Origin of the sequence: Microtetraspora sp. NBRC 16547 (assembly GCF_030268965.1) — a bacterium.
Lineage (GTDB): Bacteria > Actinomycetota > Actinomycetes > Streptosporangiales > Streptosporangiaceae > Microtetraspora.
Map to the genome: position 1 here is coordinate 46,837 of NZ_BSSE01000027.1, position 14,614 is coordinate 61,450.

Below are 14,614 nucleotides of genomic sequence, written 5' to 3' on the forward strand. Positions count from 1 at the left end.
GAACCCCAGGCCGTCATCGACGCCGAGATGGCGCGGATCCAGACGGATGCCGACAAGGCGCTCGCCGACGGCGGCCAGGAGGAGCTCCAGCCGCGACGCGACTACCCGCCCTACCGAAGCTCCGACCTCCGCCACCCCAAGCGGCCCCTCGTCGCCGCGCGGGAGGCGTTCACCGAACTGCGCGGGCCGGTGTTCGGCGTGACCGACGTGACGGAGCTGGACAGCGACCTCACCCGCCAGCACCATGGCGAACCGCTCGGCGAGCGGATCGTCGTGACCGGGCGGGTCCTCGACCGGGACGGCCGCCCGGTGCGCGGCCAGCTTGTGGAGATCTGGCAGGCCAACGCGGCCGGCCGGTACGCGCACAAGCGCGACCAGCACCCCGCGCCGCTCGATCCCAACTTCACCGGAACCGGCCGCTGCCTCACCGACGACGAGGGCCGTTACACCTTCACCAGCATCAAGCCGGGCGCGTACCCGTGGCGCAACCACCAGAACGCCTGGCGCCCGGCGCACATCCACTTCTCGCTGTTCGGCACGGCCTTCACCCAGCGGCTCGTCACCCAGTTGTACTTCCCGGGTGATCCGTTGCTCGCGTACGACCCGATCTTCAACTCGATCACCGACGAGCGGGCGCGGCAGCGCCTGAGCGCCGTCTACGACCATGACCTGTCCAGCCCCGAATGGTCGCTCGGTTACCGTTGGGACATCGTCCTCGACGGGCCGTCCGCGACCTGGATGGAGGAAGGCCGTTGAGACCGCCCACACCGTCCCAGACCGTCGGTCCCTTCTTCGGCTACGCGCTGCCGTTCGCGGAAGGGGGAGAGCTCGTCCCGTCCGGGCATCCGGGTGCGATCACGGTGCACGGCGTGGTCTACGACGGCGCCGGTCAGCCGATCCCCGACGCGCTGCTGGAGTTCTGGCAGGCTGACTCCGCCGGAGGGCTCGACGGCGGGCCGGGCTCGATGCGCCGTGACCCGGTCACCGGCACGTTCGCCGGCCGCTCCGGCGTCGGGTTCACCGGGTTCGGGCGGGTCGCGACCGATGCCGACGGCCACTGGACCATCCGCACCCTCACCCCGGGCCCGGCCGCTCCCGGCACCCTGCCGTACATCTCGGTGTGCGTCTTCGCGCGCGGGCTGCTGCACCACCTGTACACCCGCGTCTACCTGGAGGACGCGGCGGGCGACCCGTTGCTCGACTCCCTCGACGCGGACCGCCGCGCCACGCTGGTCGCCCGGCCCGAGCCGCACGCGACCTACCGGTTCGACATCCATCTCCAGGGCAGCGAGGAGACGGTCTTCCTTGAGTTCGGCTGAGAGTTCGGCTGAGAGTCTGGCTGGGAGTCTGGCTGGAAGCCCGGCCGGCGAGCCGGGCCTGCTCACGCCCGTCTGGACCGGTAGCGCCGTCGAGGCCGCCACGGGCGACATCGCCGTGCTGCGGGCCATGCTCGACGCCGAGGCGGCGCTCGCCCGGGCCCAGGCCGCGCTCGGGGTCGTCCCGGGCGCGGCGGCCGATGTGGTGTGCGAGGCGGCCGACGTCCGGCTCTACGACGTGCGGGACATCGCGTCCCGGGCCAGGTCCGGCGGCAACCCGGCGATCCCGCTGGTCGCCGATCTCACCGCCGCCGTGGCCCGCCGCTCGCCCGAGGCCGCGCCGTACGTGCACCTGGGGGCGACCAGCCAGGACATTGTGGACACGGCGCTGATGCTGGTGGCGTCCCGGGCGCTTCCGCTGATCATCGACGATCTGGGCCGCGCCGCCGACGCGCTGGCCCGGCTCGCCGCCGAGCACCGCGACACAGTGCTGCCCGGCCGCACCCTCACCCAGCACGCCGTCCCCACCACCTTCGGACTGAAGGCGGCGGGGTGGCGGGCGCTGGTCCTCGACGCCATGGACCGCCTCTCCCGGGTCGTCCTGCCCGCGCAGCTCGGCGGCGCCGCCGGAACGCTGGCCGCCTTCCAGGAGTACGCCTTCCAGGAGTACGCCTTCCAGGAGTACGCCGTTCAGGAGCACGCCGGGAACGGCACCGGAGACGGCTCCGCGCAGGGGCCCGCGGAGCGCGCCGTGGAGGGCGAGAAGGGGGGCGCTGCGGAGTGCGCCGCTCTGGCGCTGCTCCGCGGGTTCGCCGCGGAGACCGGGCTGGCCGAGCCGCCGCTGCCCTGGCACGTGCTGCGGACGCCGGTCGCCGACCTCGGGGCCGCTCTCGCCTTCACCGCCGCCGCCCTCGGCAAGATGGCCGCCGACGTGCTGGTCCTGTCCCGCACCGAGATCGGCGAGGTCGCCGAGGGCGCGGGCGGCGGGTCCTCCGCGATGCCGCACAAGAGCAACCCGGTCCGGGCCACGCTCGTGGCGGCCGTCGCGCGGCAGGCTCCCGCGCTCGCCGCCGTCCTCCTTGGGTGCCTCTCGGCCGAGGACGAGCGGCCCCCGGGCGCGTGGCACGCCGAATGGCCGGCCCTGCGCGAGCTGCTGCGGCTCGCGGGCGGGGCCGCGACGAGTGCCGCCGAGCTGGCCGAGGGGTTGCGGGTCCATCCCGGCCGGATGCGCGCCAACCTCGACCGCACCGGTGGTCTCCTCCTCGCGGAACGCCTCGCGGTGGCGCTCACCCCGCTGATGGGCCGCGCCGAGGCCAGGGCCACCGTGGAACGCGCCTCCCGCAGGTCGGCCGCCGAGGAGATCGGCCTGGCCGAGGCGTTGCGGGACGAACGACTCCCCTTCACGGAGGAAGAGCTGCGCCGCCTGCTCGACCCCGCCACGTACGTGGGCCCCGCGCCGGCGCTGACCGATCGGGCCCTTCGCCGCCAGCCGCAGGTCAAGGAGTGACGATGAATCCCGCCCACGCACCTGGGACTTCCGGAACCTCCGGGATGCCCGCCACCTCCGGGGCGCCGCGCCTGCACCATCGCGCTGAAGGCCCGGCGAGCGCCCCCGCGCTCCTGCTCGGCCCCTCGCTCGGCACCTCGCTCGCCGTCTGGGACCCGCAGGTACCCGCGCTCGCCCGCGACCACCGGGTCGTACGGTGGGACCTGCCCGGGCACGGGGACTCCCCGTCCGCGCTTCCGGAGGGGGCCACGATCGCGGACCTCGCCGCGCTCGTCCTCGACGTGGCCGACAGCCTGGGCATCGACCGGTTCCACTACGCCGGGATCTCCCTGGGCGGCGCGGTCGGCGCGTGGCTGGCGCTCCACCATCCCGAGCGGGTGTCCTCGCTGACCATGGTCTGCTCGTCGGCATGGTTCGGCCCCGCCGACGGGTGGCGCGAGCGGGCCGCCGTCGTCCGGGCGAAGGGCACCGGCGTCATGGCCGAGAGCGCCGTCCAGCGGTGGTTCACCCCCGCGTTCGATGGAGCCGGCCCGTTCCTCGAGCACCTGCGCGGGGTCGCCGCCGACGGATACGCCGCCTGCTGCGACGCGCTGGCCTCATACGACGTCCGTGCCGAGCTGGGCGGGATCGCCGCGCCGACCCTGGTCATCGGCGGGCGGGACGACCCGGCCACGCCGCCCGCGCACGCCCGCGAGCTGGCGGACGGCATCCCCGGCGCGACGCTCGTGGAGATCCCGGGCACCGCCCATCTGGCCGGTGTGGAACGGCCCGAGCCCGTGCTCACAGCCCTGCTCGCCCACCTCGGCGACGGGGACGGCGCGCGCCGGTACGCCGCCGGCATGGGCGTGCGCCGTGCGGTGCTCGGGGACGCGCACGTGGACCGCGCGACCGCGAACGTCGACGCGTTCACGGCCGACTTCCAGGACTTCATCACCCGCTACGCGTGGGGCGAGATCTGGACGAGGCCCGGCCTGGACCGCCGGACGCGCAGCTGCGTCACGCTGACCGCCCTCGTCGCGGGCGGACACCTGGAGGAGCTGGCGATGCACGTCAGAGCCGCCCTCCGCAACGGGCTCACCCCCGACGAGATCAAGGAAGTCCTGCTGCAGTCCGCCGTGTACTGCGGCGTCCCGGCCGCCAACGCGGCCTTCGCCGTGGCGCAGCGCACGCTCCGCGAGTCCCAGGAGCCGAACCGATGAGCATCCCCACCCGCACCACCGTCGCGATCATCGGAGCCGGCCCCGCCGGGCTGCTCCTGGCCCGGCTCCTCCGGCGCGCCGGCATCGACTCCGTCGTACTTGAGCACCGCGACCGCGCGTACATCGAGCAGCGCCAGCGCGCCGGCATCCTGGAGCAGGGAACGATCGACGTGCTGCGCGAGTGCGGCGCGGGCGAGCGGATGGACCGCCAGGGACTCCCGCACAACGGCGTCGAGCTGCGGTTCGACCGCCGAGGCCACCGGATCGACTTCCCCTCGCTCACCGGCGGCCGCGCCGTCATGGTCTACGCCCAGACCGAGATGGTGAAGGACCTGGTCGCGCTCCAGCTCGCCGACGGCGACCCGCTGCTGTTCGAGGCGCAGGCCGTCGCCGTCGAGGGGCTGGAGTCCGGGCAGCCGTCCGTCCGGTACGTCCACGAGGGCGGCGAGCGGACCCTGTCCTGCGACTTCGTCGTGGGGTGCGACGGATTCCACGGCATCGCGCGGGCCGCAGTCCCGTCCGGGGTGCTGCGGACCTTCGAGCGGGAGTACCCCTACTCCTGGCTCGGCATCCTGGCCGACGTGCCGCCGTCGTCCGACGAGCTGATCTACGCGCACTCCGACCACGGGTTCGCCCTGCTCAGCATGCGCTCGCCGAGCGTCAGCCGGCTCTACCTCCAGGTGCCGAACGGCACGAACGCCGCCGACTGGCCGGACGAGCGGATCTGGGACGAGCTCGACCTCCGGTTCGCCGTGGACGGCGACTGGAAGCTGGAGCGCGGCCCGATCACCTCCAAGTCGGTCACTCCGATGCGCAGCTTCGTCGCCGAGCCCATGCGGTACGGCCCGCTGTTCCTTGCCGGGGACGCCGCGCACATCGTGCCGCCGACCGGGGCCAAGGGGCTCAACCTCGCGGTATCGGACGTCGTCGTCCTGGCCGAGGCGCTCACTCGGTGGCACGACACCGGGAGCACCGGCCTGCTCGACGCGTACTCGGACACCTCCCTGCGCCGGGTCTGGAGGGCCGAGCACTTCTCCTACTTCATGACCACGACGCTGCACCCCGACCCGGCGCAGAGCGACTTCGACACCCGGTTGCAGCTCTCCCAGCTGCACCGGATCGCCGATTCCGAGGCCGCGGCGACGGAGCTGGCGCAGAACTACGTCGGCATCCCCTTCGAGTGATCGCGGGCCCGCGTCCACGCCCTCTGATCAGCAGGCGTCTGGTCGGAGGGCGTGTGGTCGGCGGGCGTGTGGTCGGAGGGCTCCGCCCGCCCCGATGGTGCACGCAGGTGCGCTATGACGTATGCCTATTTATAGGCAGATAAAGCGTGACCTGCTGTTGGAAGGGCACCTGCTGTCCTTTGGGGGTCGGAGTCGGGGAGGAAGCGGATGATTGAGCTGCTGGGAGCGATGATCTCCCTGGCGGCCGTGACGGTGCTCGGTCTGATCGCGTTGCTGCTGATCTCGCTCTGCGTGCTCGTCGGGCTGGCGGCCCTGGCCGCCTCCACCCGGCGGGAGACGTACGAGCGGGTGGAGGCGGGACGCGACCAGGCGGCGGGGGCGTCCGCCACGCGGGAGCGGCTCGTCCGCTACGGCGCACCCGCCCGTCCCGACCCGGTGCGCGGGCACGGTTCGCCCTGACTCCTGTGCCCGCCGATCGCGGTGCCTTGCTGACCCCTGATGGCCCGGCCGCGCGGTGGGACGCTCTGACGTCTCTGCATTTGCCCAAAATCGGGATTCGAACCCGGAAAGGCGGCTTCGCGTACCGGCGCGGGCCCTCCGCGTCACGGACCCGCAAAGCGGCCGGGCCCGCAGGCATACGGCGGCAGGGAGGGGCAGGTGACCCGTATGACTCAGCACACGAGACCGGAACCCGATCCACGTTCCCGGGCCGAGGACGAAGGCATCCCCGATCTCAGGGAGGGGACCCCGGAGCGGGAGTGGGCGCACGACCCCCAGGAGGAGCCGATTCCGGCGGAGTCGCCGGTCGGCATCGACGAGTGCGGCACCACGTCCGAGGAGATGGCCCGGGGGGAGCCGCTGGACATGCGGCTCCGCCGGGAGGTCCCCGACAAGACCCTGCTCTACGGCTCCTTCGAGGACGCCGAACCGGCCGCCGCCGATGAGAGGGTTCCGTACGGAGGCGAGGAGGACACCGGCTATCCGGAGGATGCCCGTCGTCCGACGGGACGTCTGGTGGACCCGGACGAGGGGGTCCGTGCGGACGTGGACCAGCAGATGATCGGGGAGGACGTCGGACCCGACGTCGGCGGCTACGGGCCCGAGGAGACCGCGATGCGGATCGAACCCGAATGACCCAGCCCCGCCTGGAACGGCCTGGAACGGCCTGGAACGGCCGGGGCCGGGGCAGGCCGGGGATCGGGGGGAGAACCGAAGGACCGAGGCGGGGGATCAACCGGGCGATCTACGGAGAGATCGGCTGTGAGCGAAGTGGGCGCTCACGATCCGCGACCCCCGTCCGGACCCGTTAGGCTGCGACGATGGCGGGTGTTGACGCGCGGCACGAGTGGCGGGTGCCGCGACGGATCCTGGCGGCGAAGACGGTCGCCGCCGCTGTCTGTGTCGTAGTCGCGCTGGTCGGCGACCGTTACCAGATCTTCCTGGCGGGGGTCGCCGCGGCCGGGTTCGCCGCGCTGGTCCTGCGTGACCTGCTCGCGCCGGTACGGCTGGCGGTGGACGAGGGCGGCATCACGGTCGTCTCGGGTTTCGCCGGCCACCAGCGGCTCTCCTGGAACGACGTCGACCGGATCCGGGTGGACACGCGCCACCGCTACGGGGTCACGGCGCGGCTGCTGGAGATCGACACGGGGGAGCAGGTTCACCTGTTCAGCCGCCACGACCTCGGCACGTCCGTGATCGAGGTGGCCGAGATCGTGATGCGGATGCGCCCCTGAACGGGCGAGGCGTCTCCAACCCCCTGACCGGGGGTGACGTCCGGATGCTCTTGTAGCCGTCGAAGGACCGGCTGGCGGTCTGCTCGGTGACGCGGCGCCAGGTGCGGTTAGCCGCTTGCCGTCGGTCGCACGCCTTTCGCGCTGTCTTCGGAGCACCCCGCCGACCCGGTCGCGCCGTACGAGGTGCACCATCACTGGTGGAAGGCGATAGGAAGAACCGGACAACGGGGGCAGTGACCAGGTATGGCGCGGCAGCTGAGCGCGCTCGACGCGCAGTTCCTCAACTTCGAGACGTCGGCCAACCTCGCGCACATCGCGGGCCTCGCCGTCCTCGACCCCTCGACGGCACCGGGCGGGGAGGTCACCCGTGAGGCGCTGATCGGGCTGATCAGGGAACGGGTGCACCTCGCCCCGCCGCTGCGGCGCCGCCTGCTGCAGGTGCCGTTCCGGCTCGACCATCCGTACTGGGTGGAGGACCGGGAGATCGACTTCGACTACCACGTTCGCGAGATCGCCCTGCCGCGCCCGGGTGACGATCACCAGCTCGGCGAGCAGGTCGCCCGCCTCCACGGCCGGCGCTTGGATCGGCGGCGCCCGCTGTGGGAGGTCTACCTCATCCACGGGCTGTCCGGCGGCCGCGTCGCCGTCTACACCAAGGTGCACCACTCCGCCATCGACGGCGTGACCGGAGCGGAGGTGCTCGCCGCGCTCATGGACCTCGGTCCCGAGCCGCGCCGCGAGGTCGCACCCTCGGACTCCGAGCCGGAGGCGCCGCCCGAGACGGTCGAGATGATCGCCCGCGGAATCGGCCGTGTGTTGGAGAACCCGGGGGCCGCGGTGCGCTTCCTCGCGGGCGCGATGCCGCGGCTCGACGAGATCCCGGTCATCTCGCAGATCCCCGGCACCGGACTCGTCTCGCGGCTCGTCCGCGGCATCGGCGCGGAGCCGCTGCCCAGCCTGCCGCGGATGACCGTGCCCCGAACCCCGTTCTCCGGGCTGATCTCGCCTCACCGCAGGTTCGCGTTCGGGACGCTGCCGCTCGCCGACGTCAAGCGGGTCAAGAACGCCTTCGGCGTGACGGTGAACGATGTGGTCCTGTCACTGTGCGCCGCCGCGCTGCGGCGCTGGCTGGTCCAGCGTGACGACCTGCCCCGGGAACCGCTGGTCGCCGGCATCCCGATCTCCAGCCGAGGGCTGTCGGAAGGCGGTGACATCCCCGCCAACGAGGTCGTGCTCGCGTTGGCGACGCTGCCCACGGACGTCGCCGACCCCGGAGAGCGGCTGCGCGGCGTGAGCCGTTCCATGAAGACGGTGAAGGACCGGTACGCGGCGGCACCCGCCACGTGGTTGCTGGAGTTCAGCGAGGCCATGCCCGCCGCGCTGAGCGGCCTCGCCGACCGCGCCGCGTTCCGGATCGCGTCGCGTACGGCGCCCGCCATGAACCTGATGGTGTCGAACGTCCCCGGACCGCAGTTCCCGCTGTACATGTGCGGGGCGCGGCTGCTGGCGCACTACCCGGTCTCGGTGATCACCGACGTCAGCGGGGGCATCAACATCACGGTGTTCTCCTACGACGGCTCGCTCGACGTCGGCATCGTGGTCGACCGCGACATGGTGCCCGACGTGTGGGACTTCATCGACTACCTGCGAGACGCCCTGGACGAGCTGAGCCGTACGGGCCCGTGAGCGCGCGCTGAGGGCGACCCCGCACGGCGATCGCGCGGGATCGGGTGGGATGCAGGATGCGCGGGATCGGGCGGGCGTCGCCGGGGGAGGGGCGCGATAGGTCAGGTGCGCCGGCCGAACCGGGACCCCGGGGTGTCGGGTCCGGCCAGCCGTCCGAGGCACCGGTAGCTGCGCACGCCCGCCGCGTACTTGGCCGCGCTCGGCGGCAGCACGGTGACCTCCCACCCGTCCGCGATCGCGGCGGAGGGACCGCGCCGGGACAGCAGGAGGATGTACTGCGAGCAGAGCAGCGTCACCGTGGGGTGCTTCGCCACGGTGTCCTCGTCGCTGGTGACCCCCGGCGGCAGGGGCGCGATCGCGAACGTCTCCCACACGTGCGGCTTCCCGCAGGAGGTGGGCTGCGCGGTCACGTCACCGGCGATGGAGACTGGGCCGCGCCAGCACTCGGGGGCCGAGACGCACGCCCCGGCCGCGGAGGGCACCTCGGCGGCGGGGCAGCCCTCCGTATACGTCGCCACCTCGACCTCGTTCTGCCCGCCGCCTGCAGTCGAGGAGGGCGGCCCCGAGGAGGGCCCGGTGGCGGAGCCGGACGGTACGGCGGAGCCGGGGACCGTGGAGCCGGGACGTGTGCCGGTGCCGCCCTGATCCGGGTTCTGCGGTACCAGCATGACGATCCCGATGATGAGCAGGGTCGTGAAAACCGCCGTCGCCGCGGCGAAGATCGCCCAATGGCGGGACGCCTTCGGCGGCGGTGGCACCGGCGGCAGGGTGACGATCGCAGAACGGGGATCCGCGAGCGGGTGCCCGGCCACGCCGTTCACCGGCCGGGGCTCCGGCCCCCGACCGCCGATCGGATGTGGCTCCGGCGCGCGTCCTGCCGTCAGGTCTGGCTGGGGTGTCGGACCCGTTGACGGATGTGGCTCCGGTGCCCCGCCTGCCATCGGATGCTTCGGTGCCGGGCTCACGGACGCGCCGTCGGGACGGAGTTCGGAGAGCGCGTCGCGTAGTTCCGCCGCGCTGCCGATGCGCTGCCGGGGGTCGCTCGCCATGCCGTGGCGCAGCACTTCGATCAGCCCGGGCGGCACTCCGTGGATCTCCGGGATGGGGAGCCGGTGGAGGGCGAGGATCGCCGCGATGTTGACGACGCCGCCCTCGGGGAAGCGGGGCGGCCTGCCGTTCAGCAGCGCGTACAGCGTGGCGGACAGCGCGTAGACGTCCCCGGCGGCGGTCGGCTCGGTGAGTTCGAACGCCTCGGGAGGCGCGAACGCGGGGGTGAGCGACTCCCGGGTCACCGAGGCGTGCTCACCGGCGCCGTCTCCCGGCATCGTGGCCAGCCCGAAGTCGGACAACGCCACCAGACCGTAGGAGTTGATCAGGATGTTCGCCGGCTTGACGTCCCGGTGCAGCACTCCGGCCGCGTGCGCGGCGGACAGCGCGTCGGCGATCTTGATTCCGATGTCGCGGACCTCGGGCGCGCTCAGCGGCCCGTGCGCGCTGACCCGATCCGCCAGCGATCCGCCGGGGCACAGCTCCAGCACCATGTACGGCCGGCCGTCCGGCAGCACGCCCGCGTCGTAGACGTCGGCCACATGGGGGTGACCGGACAGTGCCCCCGCCGCGGTCACCTCGCGCAGGAACCGGCGGCGGTCGCGGTCGGACAGCAGAACGCGATTGTCGAGCTTCAGCGCGACCTCGCGGCCGACGGCCAGTTGGCGGGCCCGGTAGACCACGCCGAAGCCGCCCTGCCCAAGGACGCCGAGCACCTCGTAGCCCGGTAACAGCGGCGCGCCCGCCTCGCCCACCCGACCCACCTCCAGAAACCGTGCGGAACACTACCGCAGAGATCGCGCTATAGGCGGGCATAGCGGGATCACCGTGGCCGAGGCGAAGTCAGGCGCCGTCCTTGTCGAAGTCGCCCGAAGTCGCCCGGAGTCGCCCGGAGTCGCCCGGAGTCGCCCGGAGTCGGTCGGAGTCAGCCGGGAAGACGACGGCGCCCGGTGACCTCGCGAGGAGGCACCGGGCGGACGCCGCACAGGCCGGCGCGGATCGGCGCGAGCCGGCCCGTAAAAACCGGCCCGTAAAAACCGGTCGGTACGAAGCGGTCGGTAGGGAGCGATCAGTACGAAGCGTGTACGAGCCGGCCCGTACGACCGGCCCGTACGACCGGCGTGGTCGGGGGGATCAGGAGGAGCCGGCGATCTCCAGATCATGGACGCGGGGGTCGTCCCGGTCGGCGACGTAGTCGTCGGGCCGGGTGGCGTCCTGCCCCTCCGCCATCTTGATCGCCCGAGCCAGCCATGTCCCGAGCACGGCGACGATCAGGTTGACGGCGAGCGCGAGGAACCCGGCGTAGACGGTCATCTTGGTGTCAAGGCCCAGCTTCTCCAGCGGGAACGCCGAGCCGCCGAAGTGCGCGTGCTTGGTGGCCGGGTTCGCGATGTTGTACAGCATCACCAGCCCCGAGCCCATCCCGGCGACCCACCCGGCGATGAGACCGGCCCGGTGGAACCAGCGCCCGAAGAGGCCGAGGGCCACGGACGGCAGGGTCTGCAAGATGATCACGCCGCCGATGAGCTGCAGGTCGATCGAGAACTGGGGGTCGATCAGCAGGATGAACAGCACCGCGCCGACCTTCACGACCAGCGAGACGATCTTGCTGACCGAGGCTTCCTGGGCGTCCGTGGCGTCGGGCCTGATGTACTCCCGGTAGATGTTCCGCGTGAACAGGTTAGCCGCGGCGATCGACATGATCGCGGCGGGCACCAGCGCTCCGATGCCGACCGCGGCGAACGCCACGCCCGCGAACCAGTCGGGGAACATCTTGTCGAAGAGCTGCGGCACCACGGTGTTCACGTCGGTGCCGATGGGCTTGATCCCGGCCGCGATCGCCATGTAGCCGAGTAGCGCGATCAGGCCGAGCAGCAGGCTGTAGGCGGGCAGCGCGGACATGTTGCGCTTGATGACGTCGCGGCTCTTCGCCGCCAGCACACCCGTGACGCTGTGCGGGTAGAGGAACAGCGCCATGGCCGAGCCGAGGGCCAGCGTGACGTACTGGAGCTGGTTGTTCGAGTTGAGCAGGATGCCGTCGCCCGGCGCCGGGGTGGCGTCGAACTTCGCCTGCGCCGCGTCGAAGATCGCTCCCCAGCCGCCGAGCTTGGAGGGGATGTAGATCACCGCGACCAGGATCACGAGGTAGATCAGCGCGTCCTTGACGAAGGCGATCAGCGCCGGCGCGCGCAGCCCGGACTGGTACGTGTACGCCGCGAGGATCGCGAACGCGATGATCAATGGCAGGTCGCCCCGCACACCCATCGTCTTCAGCACCGCCTCGATGCCGACGAGCTGCAGCGCGATGTACGGCATGGTCGCCACGATGCCGGTGAGGGCGACCAGCAGCGCCAGCGTCGGCGAGCCGAACCTCGCCCGGACGAAGTCGGCCGGGGTGACCAGCCCGTGCACGTGCGAGACCGACCACAGCCGGATCATCACGAGGAAGACCAGCGGATAGGTCACCACCGTGTACGGCAGGGCGAAGAACCCGGTGGCCCCCGCGCCGAAGAGCAGCGCGGGCACCGCCACGAAGGTGTAGGCCGTGTAGAGGTCCCCGCCGACCAGGAACCAGGTGATCCACGACCCGAAGCTGCGGCCGCCGAGCCCCCACTCGTGCAGGCTGGCCAGGTTGTCCGCCCGCCGCCACCGGGCCGCCACGAAGCCCATGCCGCTCACGAGCAGGAAAAGGACCGCGAAGACGACGATCTCGGTGCTCACCGGCGGCTCCTGGTCATCCGGTAGACCACAGTGGTGGCGGTGACGCCGAGCAGGATGAAGGCGAGCTGCAGCCAGTAGAACAGCGGGATGCCGAACAGGCGCGGCTCGACGGTGTTGTACAGGGCGGGGATGAGGGGGATCGCGATCGGTATCAGAAGGAGCCAGTTCCAGGGACTTCGGTCACTGCGCGGGGCGGCCAACGCGCCCTCCTTTCTGACTGGGGGTCGCTCCGCAGCGTAAAGTGACGCGCGTCACATCCGGATCGCCGATCGCCGAACGGTCGAGTCGGCGCGCCGAGCGTTCACAGCCCCGCCACAGCCCCGCCACAGCCCCGCGCCGGACCCCGAACCCGCCCGCGCCGGGCCGGAATCCGGGACCCGTCCTGATCAGACGGAAGGCCGTACAGATCAGACGGAAGGCCCGTACGGGTCAGGCGGACGATTACGCGGACGGGACGGTCAGGCGGACGGGCCGACCCGGGGGAGTACGACCGCGGAGGGGTGGGCAGGGTCGTGCAGGACCTCGTGGTCGCAGCAGACCATGGCCGAGCCTGGCCCGAGCGGGTCGCCGGTGCCGGTGTTGCGGGAGATCCGGGGGTACGCGCCGCCCGCCACCTGGACCCTGATCCGGTGGCCGCGCCGGAACCGGTGCCCGATCGGCCACAGGTCCACCCGGACCCTCCGTACGCCGTCCTCGCCGGAACGGTCGGCCGGGGTCAGTCTGCGGACGCCCTCGCACACGTTCATCGACCTCCCGTCCGGGTGGACGTCGCACACGCGGACCACGATGTCGGCGTGCTCCGTGCTCGTCCGGACGAACAGGTCCGCCGACACCTCCCCGATCAACTCCGTGTCCGCGGCCAGTACGGGGGAGGTGTAGACCAGCACGTCCCGCCGCGACTCCACCCGCCGGTTGTCCCGGGGCATCGAGTTGCCGAGGAGGATGGGACCGCCGAGCACCGGGGTGGGGTGCTGCGGGTCGTACCGGAAACGGTCCGGCTCCGATGGCGACGGATTGTCGGTGGAGAGCCCCGATCCGGGCTGCAGATGCCAACGTTCCGCCCGCGTCCCCGGCACCGGCCAGTCCGGGTGGTCCCGCCACTCGTCCGCGCCGGTCACGTAGACCCGCACCGGGGAGGCGCGCAACCCGGACGGGTCGCCGAGCAGGTGGGCGCGGAACCAGGCCAGCGCGTCCGCGCCCGCGGCCCTCTCCATGTTGAGGCCGGCATGATACCACGGCCCGATCGTTAGGTACGGCTGCCGCCCCGCCTTCCGCATCGCCGCGTAGTCCTTGAGCTGCCACGGCAGGAACACGTCGTACCAGCCGCCGGTCATGGTCACCTCGGCCAGCACGTCCCCGACCGAGGCGGAGAAGTCCCGCTTGCTCCAGTACGACGACGCCGGGTCGGCGTGGTCGGTGTGGTTGCTGTGGTCGGTGTGGTTGGCGAGCAGATCGCGGAAGAACGGCAGCGGCCGGCCCGCCGAGAGGAGGTCGAGCTCGGACAGCGGGCGGCCGGACAGGACGGCGCGGCGGGTTCGGCGCGGGGCGAGGAACGTCGCGGCCGCGCCGCCCAGCCGCCCGTCCATGCTCGCGGTGAGGGTCGTCCACGCGAGCGTGGACTCCAGCGCGAACGACCCGCCGACATAGGCGGCCTCGCGGAAGCATGACGCGGTCACCTGCGTGGCCATCGCCTTGAGATCGGGTGTCTCCGCGGCGATCGCCCACTGTGTGTACCCGAGATAGGACGGTCCGTGCATGGCGAAGCCCCCGCCGTACCATGACTGGGACCGCATCCAGGCGACCGTGGCCAGGCCGTCCTCGCGCTCGTTGGCGAGCGGGTCGAGCAGCCCGCCTGAGCCGAAGCCGCCGCGGCAGCTCTGGATCACCACGTGGAAGCCGTGCCGGGCGAACGTCCTGCCGTACATCCAGCCGACGAACCCGGCCCGGCCGTACGGAGAGCGGATCAGGATGGTCGGCGCGCGGACGGCGCCCACCGGCACGTACCGGTCGGCGAGCAGCGTGACCCCGTCCGGCATCGGCACGGGTTCGTTACGGCGGACGAGCACTCGATGAGCTCGGCGCCGGGGCAGCATGAGCGTCATTCGACCCACCTCGTCGTACGAGTTTACGTGCTAGTAACATTATTGGCCACGGCCAGGTCAGGTGTCGTTGCATGATCGTGCGCGCGCCCGGTAGCCTGTAGGGCATGCGAAATCCAAAT

General features: G+C 72.1%; 13 protein-coding genes. 9 read left to right on the forward strand and 4 right to left on the reverse strand.

Features of this window, described 5'->3' with window-relative positions:
• Positions 1-27: 27 nt before the first annotated feature.
• The 9 genes from pcaH to QSK17_RS28725 all read left to right on the forward strand — a co-directional run bounded on the left by pcaH (position 28) and on the right by QSK17_RS28725 (position 8,625).
• Positions 28-756, forward strand: coding sequence for a protocatechuate 3,4-dioxygenase subunit beta (gene pcaH, locus QSK17_RS28685; RefSeq protein ID WP_502889322.1), 729 nt, complete (start codon positions 28-30; stop codon positions 754-756).
• Positions 753-1,319, forward strand: coding sequence for a protocatechuate 3,4-dioxygenase subunit alpha (pcaG, locus tag QSK17_RS28690; RefSeq protein ID WP_285708539.1), 567 nt, complete (start codon positions 753-755; stop codon positions 1,317-1,319). The genes pcaH and pcaG overlap by 4 nt, the downstream gene beginning before the upstream one ends.
• On the forward strand, positions 1,306-2,823 hold the full coding sequence (locus QSK17_RS28695; RefSeq protein ID WP_285708540.1) for a lyase family protein: 1,518 nt from the start codon (positions 1,306-1,308) through the stop codon (positions 2,821-2,823). Before pcaG ends, QSK17_RS28695 begins: the two co-directional genes overlap by 14 nt.
• Before the next feature lie 44 nt (positions 2,824-2,867).
• Positions 2,868-4,022, forward strand: a complete 1,155-nt coding sequence (gene pcaDC, locus QSK17_RS28700) for a bifunctional 3-oxoadipate enol-lactonase/4-carboxymuconolactone decarboxylase PcaDC (protein ID WP_285708603.1) — start codon at positions 2,868-2,870, stop codon at positions 4,020-4,022.
• On the forward strand, positions 4,019-5,206 hold the full coding sequence (locus tag QSK17_RS28705; RefSeq protein ID WP_285708542.1) for a 4-hydroxybenzoate 3-monooxygenase: 1,188 nt from the start codon (positions 4,019-4,021) through the stop codon (positions 5,204-5,206). Before pcaDC ends, QSK17_RS28705 begins: the two co-directional genes overlap by 4 nt.
• A 207-nt stretch (positions 5,207-5,413) precedes the next feature.
• Positions 5,414-5,665, forward strand: a complete 252-nt coding sequence (locus QSK17_RS28710; protein WP_285708544.1) for a hypothetical protein — start codon at positions 5,414-5,416, stop codon at positions 5,663-5,665.
• Between the two features lie 207 nt (positions 5,666-5,872).
• A complete protein-coding gene (locus QSK17_RS28715) occupies positions 5,873-6,340 on the forward strand; it encodes a DUF5709 domain-containing protein (protein ID WP_285708545.1) in 468 nt (155 codons plus the stop codon).
• A 185-nt stretch (positions 6,341-6,525) separates the two neighbouring features.
• Positions 6,526-6,939: a PH domain-containing protein gene (locus QSK17_RS28720; protein ID WP_285708546.1), complete on the forward strand. Its 414-nt coding sequence runs from the start codon at positions 6,526-6,528 to the stop codon at positions 6,937-6,939.
• Between the two features lie 243 nt (positions 6,940-7,182).
• Positions 7,183-8,625: a WS/DGAT/MGAT family O-acyltransferase gene (locus tag QSK17_RS28725; protein WP_285708547.1), complete on the forward strand. Its 1,443-nt coding sequence runs from the start codon at positions 7,183-7,185 to the stop codon at positions 8,623-8,625.
• Positions 8,626-8,726: 101 nt separating this feature from the next.
• Here the strand turns inward: QSK17_RS28725 and QSK17_RS28730 are convergent, their stop codons facing one another.
• The 4 genes from QSK17_RS28730 to QSK17_RS28745 form a co-directional block, all read right to left on the reverse strand.
• Positions 8,727-10,427 (reverse strand): protein kinase domain-containing protein, encoded by a 1,701-nt coding sequence (locus QSK17_RS28730; RefSeq protein ID WP_285708548.1) that lies wholly within the window; start codon positions 10,425-10,427, stop codon positions 8,727-8,729.
• A 379-nt stretch (positions 10,428-10,806) separates the two neighbouring features.
• Complete coding sequence (gene mctP, locus QSK17_RS28735; protein ID WP_285708549.1) at positions 10,807-12,393, reverse strand: monocarboxylate uptake permease MctP; 1,587 nt, start codon at positions 12,391-12,393, stop codon at positions 10,807-10,809.
• On the reverse strand, positions 12,390-12,593 hold the full coding sequence (locus QSK17_RS28740) for a DUF3311 domain-containing protein (protein WP_285708550.1): 204 nt from the start codon (positions 12,591-12,593) through the stop codon (positions 12,390-12,392). The genes mctP and QSK17_RS28740 overlap by 4 nt, the downstream gene beginning before the upstream one ends.
• Before the next feature lie 258 nt (positions 12,594-12,851).
• The gene (locus tag QSK17_RS28745) at positions 12,852-14,495 is read right to left on the reverse strand and encodes a CocE/NonD family hydrolase (RefSeq protein WP_285708552.1); all 1,644 of its coding nucleotides are present in this window, start codon (positions 14,493-14,495) and stop codon (positions 12,852-12,854) included.
• Between the last annotated feature and the right edge of the window lie 119 nt (positions 14,496-14,614).

Bases quoted from the DNA above. Each gene is read 5' to 3' on its own strand.
- pcaH (WP_502889322.1), top strand. From the start codon at position 28: ATGGCGCGGATCCAGACGGATGCCGACAAGGCGCTCGCCGACGGCGGC.
- pcaDC (WP_285708603.1), top strand. From the start codon at position 2,868: ATGCCCGCCACCTCCGGGGCGCCGCGCCTGCACCATCGCGCTGAAGGC.
- QSK17_RS28725 (WP_285708547.1), top strand. From the start codon at position 7,183: ATGGCGCGGCAGCTGAGCGCGCTCGACGCGCAGTTCCTCAACTTCGAG.
- QSK17_RS28705 (WP_285708542.1), top strand. From the start codon at position 4,019: ATGAGCATCCCCACCCGCACCACCGTCGCGATCATCGGAGCCGGCCCC.
- QSK17_RS28720 (WP_285708546.1), top strand. From the start codon at position 6,526: ATGGCGGGTGTTGACGCGCGGCACGAGTGGCGGGTGCCGCGACGGATC.
- QSK17_RS28745 (WP_285708552.1), bottom strand. From the start codon at position 14,495: ATGACGCTCATGCTGCCCCGGCGCCGAGCTCATCGAGTGCTCGTCCGC.
- QSK17_RS28710 (WP_285708544.1), top strand. From the start codon at position 5,414: ATGATTGAGCTGCTGGGAGCGATGATCTCCCTGGCGGCCGTGACGGTG.
- QSK17_RS28715 (WP_285708545.1), top strand. From the start codon at position 5,873: ATGACTCAGCACACGAGACCGGAACCCGATCCACGTTCCCGGGCCGAG.